This window comes from Phenylobacterium sp. (assembly GCF_037968635.1).
Lineage (GTDB): Bacteria > Pseudomonadota > Alphaproteobacteria > Caulobacterales > Caulobacteraceae > Phenylobacterium.
In genome coordinates this window covers 1-14,513 of record NZ_JBBKVV010000096.1, presented here as the reverse complement: position 1 = coordinate 14,513, position 14,513 = coordinate 1, and the positions used below count along the sequence as shown (strand labels likewise).

Annotated in this window: 16 protein-coding genes and 1 pseudogene; 6 read left to right on the top strand and 11 right to left on the bottom strand. The window is 67.1% G+C overall.

Annotated features, from left to right (window positions below):
- Positions 1-414 (top strand): hypothetical protein (locus AAC997_RS11865; RefSeq protein ID WP_340645905.1); only part of this gene is annotated, 414 nt, incomplete at its 5' end.
- 189 nt (positions 415-603) lie between these two features.
- Here AAC997_RS11865 and AAC997_RS11860 read toward each other — a convergent pair.
- Both AAC997_RS11860 and AAC997_RS11855 read right to left on the bottom strand, forming a co-directional pair.
- Positions 604-1,545: a 2OG-Fe(II) oxygenase family protein gene (locus AAC997_RS11860; protein WP_340645904.1), complete on the bottom strand. Its 942-nt coding sequence runs from the start codon at positions 1,543-1,545 to the stop codon at positions 604-606.
- Positions 1,546-1,614: 69 nt separating this feature from the next.
- Positions 1,615-2,598 (bottom strand): sodium-dependent bicarbonate transport family permease, encoded by a 984-nt coding sequence (locus AAC997_RS11855; RefSeq protein ID WP_340645903.1) that lies wholly within the window; start codon positions 2,596-2,598, stop codon positions 1,615-1,617.
- A 125-nt stretch (positions 2,599-2,723) separates the two neighbouring features.
- Here AAC997_RS11855 and AAC997_RS11850 point away from each other — a divergent pair, with 125 nt between their 5' ends.
- The gene (locus AAC997_RS11850) at positions 2,724-3,617 is read left to right on the top strand and encodes a LysR substrate-binding domain-containing protein (protein WP_340645902.1); all 894 of its coding nucleotides are present in this window, start codon (positions 2,724-2,726) and stop codon (positions 3,615-3,617) included.
- A gap of 13 nt (positions 3,618-3,630) precedes the next feature.
- Here the strand turns inward: AAC997_RS11850 and AAC997_RS11845 are convergent, their stop codons facing one another.
- On the bottom strand, positions 3,631-4,380 hold the full coding sequence (locus AAC997_RS11845) for a TIGR02281 family clan AA aspartic protease (RefSeq protein WP_340645901.1): 750 nt from the start codon (positions 4,378-4,380) through the stop codon (positions 3,631-3,633).
- Positions 4,381-4,677: 297 nt separating this feature from the next.
- Here AAC997_RS11845 and AAC997_RS11840 point away from each other — a divergent pair, with 297 nt between their 5' ends.
- Complete coding sequence (locus tag AAC997_RS11840; protein ID WP_340645900.1) at positions 4,678-4,959, top strand: zf-TFIIB domain-containing protein; 282 nt, start codon at positions 4,678-4,680, stop codon at positions 4,957-4,959.
- 13 nt (positions 4,960-4,972) lie between these two features.
- Here the strand turns inward: AAC997_RS11840 and AAC997_RS11835 are convergent.
- Positions 4,973-5,739, bottom strand: a pseudogene (locus AAC997_RS11835) (IS5 family transposase).
- Positions 5,740-5,821: 82 nt separating this feature from the next.
- A complete protein-coding gene (locus AAC997_RS11830) occupies positions 5,822-6,562 on the bottom strand; it encodes a methyltransferase (RefSeq protein ID WP_340645899.1) in 741 nt (246 codons plus the stop codon).
- Positions 6,563-6,740: 178 nt separating this feature from the next.
- On the opposite strand from AAC997_RS11830, the gene AAC997_RS11825 reads away from it, so the two are divergent.
- Both AAC997_RS11825 and AAC997_RS11820 read left to right on the top strand, forming a co-directional pair.
- A complete protein-coding gene (locus AAC997_RS11825) occupies positions 6,741-7,712 on the top strand; it encodes a polyprenyl synthetase family protein (RefSeq protein WP_340645906.1) in 972 nt (323 codons plus the stop codon).
- Between the two features lie 102 nt (positions 7,713-7,814).
- Entirely contained in the window at positions 7,815-8,747 is a 933-nt protein-coding gene (locus AAC997_RS11820; RefSeq protein ID WP_340645898.1) for an iron-containing redox enzyme family protein, read from the top strand.
- 9 nt (positions 8,748-8,756) lie between these two features.
- Here the strand turns inward: AAC997_RS11820 and fumC are convergent, their stop codons facing one another.
- Entirely contained in the window at positions 8,757-10,148 is a 1,392-nt protein-coding gene (fumC, locus tag AAC997_RS11815) for a class II fumarate hydratase (RefSeq protein ID WP_340645897.1), read from the bottom strand.
- Positions 10,149-10,244: 96 nt separating this feature from the next.
- On the opposite strand from fumC, the gene AAC997_RS11810 reads away from it, so the two are divergent.
- Positions 10,245-10,625 carry a RusA family crossover junction endodeoxyribonuclease gene (locus tag AAC997_RS11810; RefSeq protein WP_340645896.1) on the top strand — a complete coding sequence of 127 codons (381 nt, stop codon included), beginning with the start codon at positions 10,245-10,247 and terminating at the stop codon, positions 10,623-10,625.
- A 39-nt stretch (positions 10,626-10,664) separates the two neighbouring features.
- Here the strand turns inward: AAC997_RS11810 and AAC997_RS11805 are convergent, their stop codons facing one another.
- From AAC997_RS11805 to AAC997_RS11785, 5 genes are all read right to left on the bottom strand, one after another.
- Entirely contained in the window at positions 10,665-11,060 is a 396-nt protein-coding gene (locus AAC997_RS11805) for a DUF5367 family protein (RefSeq protein ID WP_340645895.1), read from the bottom strand.
- Positions 11,061-11,200: 140 nt separating this feature from the next.
- Positions 11,201-11,491 (bottom strand): DUF1153 domain-containing protein, encoded by a 291-nt coding sequence (locus AAC997_RS11800; RefSeq protein WP_340645894.1) that lies wholly within the window; start codon positions 11,489-11,491, stop codon positions 11,201-11,203.
- Between the two features lie 167 nt (positions 11,492-11,658).
- Positions 11,659-13,050: a flagellar hook protein FlgE gene (locus AAC997_RS11795; protein ID WP_340645893.1), complete on the bottom strand. Its 1,392-nt coding sequence runs from the start codon at positions 13,048-13,050 to the stop codon at positions 11,659-11,661.
- A 58-nt stretch (positions 13,051-13,108) separates the two neighbouring features.
- Positions 13,109-13,828: a flagellar hook assembly protein FlgD gene (locus AAC997_RS11790; protein WP_340645892.1), complete on the bottom strand. Its 720-nt coding sequence runs from the start codon at positions 13,826-13,828 to the stop codon at positions 13,109-13,111.
- Positions 13,829-13,838: 10 nt separating this feature from the next.
- Positions 13,839-14,513, bottom strand: a 675-nt coding sequence (locus AAC997_RS11785) for a flagellar hook-length control protein FliK (RefSeq protein ID WP_340645891.1), incomplete at its 5' end; no start/stop codon positions are given.

Sequence of the window (14,513 nt, the reverse complement as noted above, 5' to 3'; positions counted from 1 at the left end):
CCCGCTGACCTCGTGGGGCTCTGGGGGAGCGCGGAGGTCACGGTTCTGCTGGATCACCTGTGCCCCGGCGACCGCAACAAGGAACTGCGCAGCTTCATGAAGGCGCTGTGCGACAAGACATGGGGCCTGGTTAACTGGGTCACACACGACCGGGACGCCAACAAGAGCGCCGCATCCATCGCCGCTCACACGTGCGACACGGTGACGGGCCACCTGATCCAACTCCTAGTACGGCAAAGGACAGACAAGACCGAGCAATGCCCGCGCTGCTCTTCGCGCAACATCCGCAGCCACTACGACCGGGACATCCCACCCGAGGGGGACTACTACCAAACTTGCGGGAAGTGCGAATGGAGCAGCCACCCAGGGTACGATGGGTATGACAAAAGCGTTTGGCTCCCGTTCTCCACATAGCCTTGCCACTCGGCTCGAAACTGCTACACAGCGACGCTACACGTGGGGAGCGATTTCGCTTCTAAGTCTTTGATTTTGCTAAGCTGCTCGCAGCCGGTCACCAAGAACAAGCTGGTGGACACCGCGCGCAACTAGTGGCGGCTGGCCATCCGGAGACAAGAGGGGTCGGGCCCAGGTCCGGCCCCTTTTCTATGCGCGGTAGTCGCTGATCTGCACCTCGGCGCCGTAGTCGGCGAAGTCACCGTCGGCGCGGCGGCGACGGAACTCGCCCCAGGGCAGGTCGCGGTAGCGGGCAGGCGCCCCGAGTGGTCGGATGACGGCGGAATAGGCCGGATTGAAGAAGTAGGCGAGGCTGAACCGCTCGCTGTCCTCCATCGCCAGGACCTGATGCAGGGGCGCCTGATAGGCGTCGTTGGACCAGACCTGGACCATGTCGCCGAGATTGACGATCAGCCCGCCAGGGACGGGGTCCACCGGCCGCCAGACGTCGTCCTTCAGGACCTGGAGCCCGGGCACGCCGTCGGTGAGCAGCAGAGTGATCGCGCCGGCGTCGGTGTGGTGATGAATGCCCAGGCCCGGCGGCGCGGCGGCCTCGTCTCCCATAGGGTCGGAGGTGGGATAGTGGTTGAGCCGCAGAAAACTGGTGTGGTCGCCTTCGAAGGCCGGCGCCAGCGCCCCGGAGCCGACCCCAAGGCCTGACGCGATCACCGAGAGCAGCCTGAGGCACAGGGCCTCGCAGGCGGCGGTGTAGGCCCGGGCGGTTGGCTCGAAGGCGGTTCGCCACGGCGGGAACGGAGTGGCGCCCGTGAAGGCGTCGCCGGTCGGCGGGAACCCCGCCACGTCGGGCCCGATGTCGAAGATCTCCTTCTTGTCGCGCCGGTTCTTGGTGAGTTCGCGGTCGTAATAGCCCCACGGGTTGTCGCGGCTGCGGCTCAGCGCCCGCTTGTCGGCCGCGGGCGCCGCGAACAGGCCCCGCGCCTCGGCGATCACCGCCGCCATCAGAACCGGATCGACGCCGTGGTTGGTCAGGTGGAAAAACCCCCAGTCGGCGCAGGCGCGGGCGAGCTGGTCGCGAACCCGCGCGGGCGGCGCGGCCAGATCGATCACCGGCACGGTGGCTGTGACGGGCATGACGAAGCTCTTCTGTCCTGAGGCGACCAGCGCCTCCTCTAGCAGGTGGCCTGTGAAAGGCGAGCCGCCTCAGGATGGCAAGATAGCGGCGGCGGCGGCCCGATAGAGCGGAATGCCAAGGATCAGGTTGAAGGGGAAGGCCACGCCCAGGGCCAGACTGAGGTAGACCGCCGGCCGGGCCTCCGGCGCGGCCAGGCGCATCGCGGCCGGAACGGCGATGTAGGACGCCGAGGCCGCCAGCAGGGTGAGTAGAGTCGCGTCTCCCACCGACAGTCGCGCGAGCCAGGCCGCGCCCAGGCCGACGGTCGCGCCCAACAGAGGCAGTAGAACGCCGAGGGCCAGCAGGGGGATCGGCAAGCGGGCGCCGAGTCCAAGGCTACGGGCCGCCGTCAGGCCCATTTCCAGCAGGAACAGGCAGAGGACGCCCTGGAACAGCGGATTGACGAAGAGGTCGAGCTTGACCAAGCCGCGCTCGCCCGTCAGCAGGCCGATCAGGAAGCTTCCGGCCAGCACCAGGGCTGGGCCGCCCAGCAGGACCTCGCGCAGGATCGAGCCGCGCCCAGGCCCAGAGCCGCCCGGCCGCGCCAGCAGCAGCCCGGTGAGGATGGCCGGCGCCTCCATCAGAGCCAGCACCGCGGCCATGTAGCCTCCGAAGGCCTGTCCCTGGGTTCTCAGGAAGTCCGACCCGGCGGCGAAGGTGACCACGGACACCGATCCAAAGGCCGCCGCTGTCGCCGCCGCCGTCGCCCTGTCCAGGCCTCCGACCCGGCGCAGCAGGGGAAAGGCCAGCAGGGGGAAGGTCAGGCTCAGGCCCAGACCCGCCAAACCGGCGCGCAGGAAATCCGGGCTGAGCCCTGCCCGCGCGGCTTCGACCCCGCCCTTGAAGCCGATGCAGAGCATCAGATAGAGGGCGAAGGTCTTCACCGAGGCCTCTGGAAGCGCCAGGTCGGAGCGCGCAATCCCAGCAGTCATTCCCAGGAGGAAGAACAGCACCGCCGGCGTGAGCAGATTCTGCAGCCCGAGATGTGCGGCGGCCGACAGCGCGTCGATCATGTTGGTCCCTTTGGTCCTTGGCGACATCGGCCGCGTTCGGGGCCTGCTCATAGGGCCCGAAGGTCACGAGGACCCGTTGAAAGGCGTCATGATCATCATTAAGAAGTGAAATTGTGGAGTAACCCATGAGTCGATTTGTAAATCTTGACCTCGATCTGGTGCGGGCGTTCGTCACCGTGGCGGAGGCGCGGAGTTTCACCCGCGCCGGAGAGCGGCTGGGCCGCAGCCAGTCGGCTGTCAGTCTTCAGGTGCAGCGCCTGGAGGGGCGATTTGGGACGGCGCTGCTCTCACGCGATCCGCGCCATGTGAGCCTGACCGCGGCGGGGGAGGCCTTCCTGCCTCAGGCCCGGCGGCTGCTGAGGGTCAATGATGAGATCGTCGCGGAGCTCAGGGGGGACGACCTCGAAGGGGAGGTGAGGTTGGGCGCGCCAGAGGATTTCGCGACCGTCCACCTGCCGGAAATCCTGGGCGAGTTCGCGCGCGCCCACCCGCGCGTCGCGCTCTCTGTGACCTGCGACCTGACCTTGAATCTACTGGACCGCCTGCGAGACGGCGCCCTGGACTTGGCCTTGGTGAAACGGGAGCCTCTGGGCCCGGATCTCGGGGTGCGGGTCTGGCGCGAACCGCTGGTCTGGGCCGCAGCCGACGCGGCGGTGCTGAAGCCCGACGAAGCGGCGCCACTCGTGCTGGCGCCCGCGCCGTGTGTTTATCGCAGGCGCGCCGTGGCGGCCCTCGACGCCCAGGGGCGGAGCTGGCGAGCGGCCTATACCAGCCCCTCCCTGGCGGGCCAGCACGCGGCCTTGCGGGCCGGGCTTGGCCTGACCGTCCTGCCTCGGGACATGATACCGCCCGATCTGAAGGTGTTGGGCGCTGCCGAGGGACTTCCACGGCTGGAGGACGCGGAAGTCGCCCTGCTCAAGGCCCGCACCGCCAGCCCCCTGGCGGCCGAGCGCCTCGGGATGTTCATCCTGGGCTCCCTGGACCGGCGGCATGCCCTGGCCGGCGGCGCGGTCGCCTAGTCAGGCCCGGCCATCATTCCCGGGCCGTCAGATACAGCTTGTCCCCCTTGACCTGGAAGCTCTCAAGCCGGCGCAGGAAGGTCATGCCCAGCAGGGAGCTGCTCATCGGCGCCTGGTTGATCATGATCGGGACCTTGTTGAAGGCGATCGTGCCCACCGAGAGACTGTCGGCCTGGAAGGCCGCGCCGTAGCCCACGCCGTTGGCGGTTTCCGAGGGCCGATCAAACTTCAGGGCGGCGGTGTCGATCCCCACCCGCCGAGCGTCGGCGGGGCTCAGGACGGTTTCGCTGGCGCCGGTGTCCACCAGGAAGCGGACGAGCTGCCCGTTGACCTTGCCCATGACCAGGAAGTGGCCCCCGTCGCCGGCGGTGACCACCAGTTCGCGCGGGCCGGTGGCGACAGGATAGGACGACGAAAGGGTCATGCGCACCCGCTGTCCCACCCCGGCGAGTTCCGTGCGGTAGGTCACCCCCAGAATCAGAACCGCCAGGATCGCCGCCCAGATGGCGGCATGGCGCGCCTTCTCCGCCCAGCGGATGCGGCCGGTGTCGAGCAAGGCGGAGGAGAAGAGCGCCATCATGAAGACGCCCCAGCCTACCCAGCCCCAATCCTCCGGCGTGCTGATCACCCCCGGGAACGCCTGGAAGAGCAGCCACACCCCTACGATCACGGCGGCCATTGCGGCGAGCCAGATCAACAGCCGGACCGGCGCGACGCCATTGCGGGACGGCTCGGTGTCTTCAGGCTCCCAAGGTCCGGTCACGCGCCCCCCCAATGCGATTTCCACCGGCGGGAGGTTAGACGGCGGGCGGGCCCGCCCGCCAGGGGGCGACAAAAAAAGACCTGGCCGACCCTTTCGAAATCCAAGGTGGCTTCCTAGGTCAGTGTGGCAGGCCGGGCCCCTCTGGCGATCCATAGCTCTCCTCCCCGAGCGGATCGTGATGTCGGACTGCATCGGGTGCGCTCGATGCTGGGTCCTTGTAGGTTTGGCCCCCCAGTCCTCGGTTCCGGTCTTCGGGCGCACCCATCCTTCATCGGATGTCATGGAGCGCCCCATCCAATGCCCCTGCTGCTTTGCCCCAACTGCAACACCTCGATGTCCGCCATCAGCCGTCAGGCCGTGGAGTTCGACATGTGTCCGGCCTGCCGTGGCGTGTGGCTGGACCGCGGCGAACTCGAGAAGCTGATCGCCGCCGGGCGTGGCGACGCGCCGGCCCAGGAGAGCGCCGCGCCGCGCATCTGGCGCGAGCCCGAGCGGCCTCGTCGGGACTATGACGACGATGATCGGCACCCCGCCTACCGGCGCAAGAAGAAGTTCGATCTGTTCGACATCTTCGACTAGGACGAATCCACATTCAGCGCAGCCACAGCATGACGGCGGCGAGATGGATGAAGGCCAGGTAGTGACTGGCCAGGCGGTCATAGCGTGTTGCGAAGCGCCGAAAGTGCTTGAGCTTGTTGAAGCAGCGTTCGATGCGATTCCTGAGTTTGTAGACCACCGGATCGTGTGGGATCGGGGTCTTTCGAGAGCGGGTGGAAGGAATGACGGCGACGGCGCCGATCTGGTCCAGGTGCTGGCGCAGCGTGTTGGCGTCGTAGGCCCGATCGGCCAGGACGGCCTTGGGCTTGTGGCCTTCGAGCAGAGCGGGGACAGCGAGCATGTCGTGGCTCTGGCCCGGCGCGATTAGGAACCGCACCGGCCGTCCCAAGCTGTCGCAGGCCATGTGGACCTTGGTGGTCAGTCCACCTCGGGAACGCCCCACAGCCGGATCGAGGCCCCTTTTTTTTGACCGGAGCCCCGGCCGGTGGTCGCCTGCTGGTGAGCCCTGACCAGGGTCGAGTCCAACATCAGATACTGGTTGTCCCGGTCTTTGATTAGGTCGGCGAACACCTTCTCCCAGACGCCAGCCTTGGCCCAACGAGTGAAGCGAGCATGGATGGTCTTCCACTTGCCATAGCGTTCGGGGAGGTGCTGCCAAAACGCCCCCGACCGCAGCACCCACAAAACCCCGTTTACGAACAATCGGTTGTCGGCGCCGCTCCGCCCTGGATCACCAACCTTGCCAGGCAACAGCGGTGCGATCCGCACCCATTGCGCGTCCGTCAGCTCGTAACGCTTCACACCCATCATAAACCTCCGCCCAAAGCGGAGACCTATGAATCACGCATCAAGCCTTGCGTGAATCCCTGAATGTGGATTGGACCTAGGTCCAGGCCAAGCTGGCGGCGCCCCGCAGGATCGCTTCGGCCTCGGCCGTGTGCTTGGCGCCCTCGCTTGGGTGCAGCACCAGAGGCGGCAGCAAGGCGAGTGGAGCCTTGCCGGTCTTGAGGGCGCGGACCAGAACGCGTTTCGCGGACGCGTCAGCATGGGCGTGGACCGGCCGGACCTGGAACGAGCCGGCCTTGGGCGCTAGCAGGGCCAGGATGTCGGCCAAGCGATCGGCGCGGTGGATCAGGGTGATCGTCCCGCCTTCGCGCACCGCCTTCAGCAGGAAACCCGTCCAGGCCGCGAGGCCGCCGTCCGCCATCCAGGCGCCCTGCTTGGCCGCTGCTGGCGCGCGCAGGGCCGTTGGATCGTCGAAGAAGGGCGGATTGGCCATCACGGCGTCGAAGGGCGGCAGACCGAGGGCCTTGAAGGGCAGGGCGACATCGCCCTCCAATATCTCGACGCGGTCCGCAAAATCGTTGAGCGCCACGTTCTCACGCGCCAGCGCCGCGGCGGCGGGATCGCGCTCCAGCCCGACGAATGAGGTCAGTGGACGCCGGGCCGCGGCGGCCAGCAGGGCGCCGCCCACCCCACATCCCGCCTCAAGCACGCGTGCGCCGTCCGGGGCGTCGCAGGCGGCCGCCAGCAGGGCTGCGTCCAGGCCGGCGCGATAGCCGCCCAAGGCCTGGCGCAGGCGAACGCGGCCGTCCAGCAGGCGGTCTTCGGGTGTTGCGTCCATGTCGGGTCGGGGACTCGTAATCGCCATATCGGAACGGTGGGGCGTTGTGCTCTCCTTGACCGTGCCTTATCGCGTCACCATTGTCCCCGCAAACGGCGGTCCCCCCGTCTCGCCGTTGCCTAGACCAGGAGCCCTCGTGGACGCAGTCAGCGCCCCGGTCACCCGAAAGCCCGTGTCCATCGACGGTCTTCTGGAGCTCGCGCGGCCCGACATGGCCGGTGTCGACGCCCTGATCCGCGACCGGATGCAGAGCCCGGTGGCGGTGATTCCAGCCCTGGCCGAACATCTGATCGGCGGCTCGGCCAAGCGGCTGCGCCCCCTGCTGACCATCGCCGCGGCGCGCCTGTCGGGCGCCCAGGACGATTCCTGCCTGAAACTGGCCGCGGCCGTGGAGTTCATTCACACCGCGACCCTGCTGCACGACGACGTGGTGGACTCCTCGGAGCTGCGACGGGGCAAGGTCGCCGCCCACCTGATCTGGGGCGCGCCGGCCAGCGTGCTGGTGGGGGACTTCCTGTTCGCCCGCGCCTTTGAACTGATGGTCGAGGCCGGCTCGATGCAGGCGCTTGAGATCCTGGCGCGCGCCAGCCGGGTGATCGCCGAGGGCGAGGTGTTGCAGCTGACCCGCGCCCACGACCTGAACCTGCACCAGGACATGTACCTGGAGATCATCAAGGCCAAGACCGCCGAGCTGTTCGCCGCCGCCGCAGAGGCCGGCGCGGTCTCCGCCGGGGCCAGCCCTGAGCAATGCTTAGCCCTGCGCAAATACGGCCAGGACCTGGGCGTCGCCTTCCAGCTGGTGGACGACAGCCTGGACTACAGCGGGATCAGCAAGGACCTGGGCAAGAACCCCGGCGACGATTTCCGCGAAGGCAAGGCGACCCTGCCCCTGCTGCTGGCCATCGCCCGCACCGGGGCGGCGGAGAAGGCCTTCTGGGATCGCGCGGTGGCGCGGCTGGAGCAGGCTGACGGCGACTTCGAACGCGCCCGCGACCTGATCACCGGCGTCGGCGCCCTGGACGCCACCCTGGACCTGGCCGCCGACTATGCCGGCAAGGCCAAGGGCGAACTGGCCGAATTCTCCACCAACAACAGCTGGCGCCCGGCCTTGGAAGACCTCGCCGACTTCGCGGTCAGCCGCCTGCGCTGACCTCGGCGCTGAACGGTGGTAGGGTCGCCGTGTCGGGCAGCAGCCACAGGAACCTGCCCGCCATTCGAACGCTCCTACTGTCCAAGTAAGGGAGAGTGTTTCGTGTTTGGTGGTGAACGTCTGTCGCGCCTGGGCGCCTTCAACCCGCAATTCCCCGACGCCGAGACCCTACACAAGGGCCTGGCCCACTGGAACCATCGCCGGCTGGCGGTGGCCACGCCGTCCGACGATTGGCGCGCGCAGGTAGCCGAAGAAGCACGGATGAAGCACTTCGAAGGCGCTTTCATCGAGGCCTTCCGCGAGCAGATCGCGCCGCTGGTGGCCGGCGCGCCTGCCGATCCCGACGGCTTCATCGCCTGGTTTGAAGACTTGAAGACCTCCGGCCCCGGCCAGTGGGACCCGCTGTTCGCATGGCTCGAAAACGACGCCAGCATCCACGACATGCGCTGGTTCCTCACCCAGGAAGCGGCCGGGGAAGCCGGATTCGACGACCTGGTGGCCCTGACCCAGGTCAAGCTGCCGGCCCGGCCGAAGCTGGAACTGGCCCGCAACTATTGGGACGAGATGGGCCGCGGCAGCTATGGCGGCATGCACGGCCCGATGCTGGAACGCACCACCGAGGGCCTGGAGCTTACGCCCACCATCGACTCCACGCTGTGGCAGTCGCTGTGCCTGGCCAATGTCATGACCGCCTTCGCCACGACCCGACGATACACCTACCAGTCGATCGGGGCTCTCGGCGTGGTGGAGCTGACGGCGCCGACCCGCGTGGGGGCGGTGGACGCCGGTCTGAAGCGCCTGGGGGTCAGCCCCGAGGGGCGCAAGTACTTCGCCCTGCACGCCCACCTGGACGTCGAGCACTCCAGGGCCTGGAACGCCGAGGCTCTGGTCCCGCTGGTGACCGAGACGCCCGAGTGCGCCCGGCATATCGCCGAGGGGGCGGTGATGCGCCTGATCTGCGGCGAACAATGCTTCGAAACCTACCGCGCCCACCTCTGGGCCCACGCCCACCCGCTGGTCTACGCCGCGGAGTAGGGGCCAGCATCACCCGGGGTGGATCATGTTCTCCGGCCGCACGACCTCGTCGAACTCGGCGTCGGTGACGTAGCCGCCGCCGACGGCTTCCTCGCGCAGGGTGGTGCCGTTCTTGTGGGCGGTCTTGGCGATCTTGGCCGCCGCGTCATAGCCGATCTTCGGCGCCAGGGCGGTGACCAGCATCAGGGAGCGGTCGAGGGCGGCCTTGATGTTGTCCTCGCGGGCCTCGATGCCGGCCACGCAGTTGTCGGTAAAGCTGATGGAGGCGTCGGCCAACAGGCGGCAGGACTGCAGGAAGTTGTAGGCCATGACGGGGTTGAAGACGTTCAGCTCGAAGTGCCCCGAGGCGCCGGCGAAGGTCATGGTCGAGTGGTTTCCGAACACCTGGGTGCAGACCATGGTCAGGGCCTCGCACTGGGTCGGATTGACCTTGCCCGGCATGATCGAGGAGCCCGGCTCGTTTTCCGGCAGGGAGAGCTCGCCTAGGCCTGAACGGGGGCCGGAGCCGAGGAAGCGGATATCGTTGGCGATCTTGAACAGGCTGCCGGCCATGGTGTTGAGCGCGCCGTGGCTGAAGACCATGGCGTCGTGGGCGGCGAGCGCCTCGAACTTGTTGGGGGCGGTGACGAAGGGCAGGTGGGTGATGGCCGCGATCTTGGCGGCCACCAGCTCGGCGAAGCCCACCGGCGCGTTGAGGCCGGTGCCGACGGCGGTGCCGCCCTGGGCCAGTTCGTAGAGGCCGGCCAGGGTGTCCTTGATGCGGCGCACGCCGTTGGCGATCTGCTGAGAGTAACCGGAGAATTCCTGGCCCAGCGTCAGGGGGGTGGCGTCCTGGGTGTGGGTGCGGCCGATCTTGATGATGTGGGCGAAGGCCTTGGTCTTGACCTTCAGGGCGGCGTGCAGGTGCTCAAGAGCCGGCATGACCTCCTTGGCCACCTGCTCGGCGCAGGCGATGTGCATGGCGGTCGGATAGGTGTCGTTGGACGACTGGCTCATATTGACGTGGTCGTTGGGGTGGACCGGGCTCTTGGAGCCCATCACCCCGCCCAGCATCTCGATGGCGCGGTTCGAGATCACCTCGTTGGCGTTCATGTTGGACTGGGTGCCTGAGCCGGTCTGCCAGACCGAGAGCGGGAAGTGGTCGTTCAGCTTGCCGTCGATGACCTCCTGGGCGGCGGCGACGATGGCCGCGCCGATTTTCGGATCCAGGCGGCCGAGCTCCATATTGGCCTCGGCGGCGGCGCGCTTGACGATGCCGAGCGCGCGGACGACCGGCAGGGGCTGCTTCTCCCAGCCGATCTTGAAATTCTGGATGCTGCGCTGGGCCTGGGCGCCCCAATAGACGTCGGAGGCGACCTCGATCGGGCCGAAGGTGTCGGATTCGGTACGGGTCGCGGTCATGGTCTGGCCTCCTGTCAGGTCGATGCGCCGGTTTAAACGGGCTCCGCCGGAGCGCAAGGGTTCTGGCGCTGGCTAAAGCTGTCTAAGAGGGGGCCCATGGACGACGGCTGGACCCATCACGCCAAGGTGCGCGCCCGCGAAAGCGAGGGGATGATGGAGGTCATGGTCGATGGCCTGTCCACCCAGGCCAAGGTCTACAAGCCGCTGATCCACGAGTTCTTCCGCAAGGCCTGGCGCGGATCGCGGCCCGCCTGGGGCGAGTTCTCCGTGGAGATCGTCATGGAGTATGTGGGCGATCCGCCCTGGATGGATCTCGACAACCTGGCCAAGGCGATCCTGGATTCCATCAAGGGCTACGCCTTCCACGACGACGCCCAGGTGGCGCGGCTGCTGGTGGAGCGGCGGGCGGGAGAGCGGGAGCGGATCGCCGTGACGATCCGCAAGCTGTCGGACCTCAGCCCCTGGCCAAGAGCGTGACAGCCGAAAGTGGACGCCGGTTTCGGCGCCCGTCACGCTCTAATTCTTGAGAGCCCGTTTAGGCTTGGGCTCGAGCGCCTCGACCATCATGATGGCGTAGGCCACCAGCACGAGCGCGATGTAGCGGCCGTGGCTCTCCGGCGGCAGCTGCGGCAGGACCGTCGAGAAGTTCAGACCCAGCAGCATGGCGCCCACCAGGCCCGGTGCGGCGAAGAACAGGGCCGCCAGTCGCCGGTGTCGCCGCGGCGTGGCGAGGAAGCGGACGGTGATGTGGAAGAACAGGGCGAGCGCCATGGCCACCAGGGCGGCGTTGACGACATAGAACCAGAAGGCGTGCTCGATCACGCCCTTGGCGAAGACCACATAGAAGAGCGTCGAAGCGCCCCAGACCAGGCCGCCTGCCAACCCGAACCACATTCCGTCCTGTTTCGACACGTCCAACCCCTCCAACACCGTCGTTGAGGCGCTGCCGTGCGGGAGTCATGCCATCGCATAACAGGGTTCCAGAACGGGTGCGGCCGCCCCGATTGCTCGGGGCGGCCGCATCGCGAACGTCAATCTTGGGGGAGTTGAGGTCAGCGATACTGTTGCAGACGCGTGGTCCGCAGACCCGCCAAACCGTGGCGGTCGATGGATTTCTGCCAGGCGAGGAATTCCTCGTTGGTCAGAGAGTAGCGTTCGCACGCCTCGTCGAGCGTCAGCAGCCCGCCGCGGACGGCAGCGACCACTTCGGCCTTCCGCCGGATAACCCAGCGCCCGGTGTCCACCGGCGGCAGATCGGCGATCGTCAACGGAACCCCCGTCGGACCGATCACATATTGCTCGCCTCGGCTGTTCGTCCGGGTCTGCTGTTGTTGTTGCAACATGGCTTTACGCCTTTCCCACCATCACAATTCGGAGGGACTATACGGCGCAGGCCATAACAGCCGGTGAATCGCAATAGTAAAGAAATGCCTAATCATCCACTCCCCCATGTACTAAAATGGTACAGTCTAAGATATCATCGCCAGTTAAAGCTGATTAACGCCAAGACTTATCTCTTAATGTTGATGAGTTCTTCCAGCATTTGGTCGGCGGTGGTGATGATCTTCGAGGACGCTGAGTAAGCTTTCTGTGTCGAGATCAGTCCTGTGAACTCCGCCGACAAGTCGACAGTGGAGGCTTCCAGGGTAGAGGCGGCGATTTGACCGGCGCCGGCCACCGTCGGCTCCTTCAGAACGAACTCACCGCTCTGGATGGTCGGACGATAGGCGTTGCCGCTGACCGGGGTCAGGCCATCGGGGTTGGGGAAGGTGGCGAGGGCGATCTTGGCGACCTGGCGGATCTCGGAGTTGTCGAAGATGGCCGAGACGACGCCGTTCTCATCGACCTCGACGCCCACCACGTTGCCGACGCTGGCGCCGTCAGAGTTCACCTGGGTCACCGAGGAGGTCTCGGGACGCGAGGCCAGACGGTCGAAGTCGAAGGCGATGGTCTGGCCGGTGATGCCCAGGTTGGTGGCCCAGGCCGGCGAAGCGCCGCCGTCGGAGTCGCCCAGGACGATCTCGGCGTCCGCGCCCAGGGCGCCGAAGACCGTGGAGTTGTCCTTGTCGAACTGGCCGGTGGCGGTGAACCGCACCGTGCCGGAGCTGATCAGGCCCGAGGTGGAGCCGTCGCCGATTTCCGAACCCGGAATGGTGTAGATTTCGGCCCGGAATTCATTGGTCACCGACGGGTCGTGGATGAACGACATGGCGATCTTGTGCGACCCGCCGGTGGAGTCGATGATGTTCATCTCGATCGTGAAGTCGGGCTTGTAGACCGTGTTCTGGCCGTCCGCGTAGCCGGCCATGCTGGTGGCCTGGGCGGTGGCGTCATAGGCCGTCAGGTCCACCTGCGCCGTGGGCAGGCGCTTGTCGACGTTGGCGTTGAGCGCGACGTTGGCGGTGGGCCGCACCGCGGCGCCCAGGTTCTTGACGTTGATCGGCTTGAGCTTGGTCAGGTCGGACGGGTTGATGTCGATCGTGCCGTCGTCCTTCACGGGCCAGCCCTGGAGATAGAGCTTGGCGTCGTTGACCATGAAGCCGTCGGCGTCGACGCTGAACGAGCCCGAGCGGGTGAAGACGCGATTGTCGGCTGCGGTCAAACCGTTGGCCTTCTGGGTGACGACGAAGAAGCCATCGCCCGAGATGCCGAGGTCGGTGGGCGAGGAGGCGCTGGTGATCAGGCCCTGCTGGCCGACGAACTGACGGGTCACCGCCTGCACGCCCCCGGCGGAGTAGCGGCCCTTGACGGCCTGGGCGGTCACCACGTTGGCGAAGTTCACCTGATTGCGCTTGTAGGCGGTGGTGTTGACGTTGGCGATGTTGTCGGAGATGGCGGCCAGGGCCGACGAGTTCGACACCAGGCCCGAGACGCCGGCGAGCATGGCACTGTTGATGCTCATGGTGTTTGCCTTCTTTCGTTCTGCGGAGGTCGCAAAGGGTTGGGGAGCTAAAGCCGCCTTAGGCGGCCGCTTCGGTGTCCGGGATGAGCGTGTTGTCGTTCTGCTTGGCGGGGGTCGTGGACGCGACCTCGTTGATCGAGGTCACCGTCTCCCAGGGAATCTTCGCCCCGTTGATGGTGATCAGGGTCTTGCCGTCGACCTGCTCGACACCGGTGACGACACCCCGAATGTTGACCTTGGAGATGACGCCGGTCCCGGCGCTGTCCTTGGCCGTGACCCTCAGGGTGTAGGCGCCGCCGTCGTCCAGCTGCTTGCCGCTGGAGTCCTTGCCGTTCCAGTTGAAGGCGTGGTCGCCGGCCTTCATGTCGGCCGGGGCCTCGCTGTAGACCGTGCGGCCCCGGGAATCGACGACCTCGAGCTTCAGGTCGTTGGCGGCGCGGTTGAGGTTGTAGTTCCAGGAGGCCTTGCCGTCCTTGATGGCGTTTTCGGCGGTGCCGGCCTTGACGTCCTTGCCGATCAGGGCCACCGCGGTGGAGATGCCGCTGCCGGTGTTGGCCACCAGCTTTTCCATGAGCTGGTTGCCGTAGAGCTGCTGCTCCACGCCAGTCATCTGGACAAGCTGCTGGGTGAACTGGTTCGAGTCCAGGGGCGACAGCGGGTCCTGGTTCTTCAACTGCGTGGTCAGCAGGTTGAGGAAGGTGTCGAAGCTCTCCGCGAGCCGCTTGGTCCCTGACTGGGTGGCGGTCTGGGCGGCTGGCCCTGAAACGGCGTCTACCATCTGCCGACTCCTAAATTCGCACGTCGACGCCGGACAACAAGGTCCGTCGCTGGAGGTTGAGGGCGCCCGAGAGCGCGGCGTCGGCGGTCTGGTCTGCGCTGTCGAGCGCGGCCTGGAAGGCCTTGCCGCGCCAGGCGCCGCCGTTGTTCTGAGCGTCCTGGCCAAACTGGCCCTGACCGGCCTGGCCCTGGCCGCGATCGGCGGCGACGTCGAAGCGGATGCCGCCGCTGATGTCGAAGCCCGCCTGTTCCAGCGCCTTCTGGAGTTCGCCGGCCCGGCTGCGCAGCTCGGCGGCGGCCAGGGGATTCTCGAAGGCCATGGAGGCGGTGAGCTTGCCCTGGGCGCCGATCTCGATGCGGACATCGACCCGGCCGAGACCTTCGGGATTGAGGGCGACGTCGAACTGGGTGGAGCGGCCTTCCAGCTTCTTGACGATCTGGGCGGCCAGGTGAGCGACCGTCTGCGGGCCGGGGCGGGCTTCGGCGGGCGCCGAGGTCGAGGCCGTCGCGGCGGCGTCGCCGACATTTGGGGTGATGGGCTGACCGGCATCGGTGTCGGCCTTGGCCTCCACGGCAGGAGCGGCGGCTTCGCGCTTGCCGCCGGAGCCGGACTCGAAGGTCTCGGCGTTGCCGGCCTGGGCGACCACCGGCGTGCCGAGAGGGTCGGTGTCGGCCTTGGCCTCCAC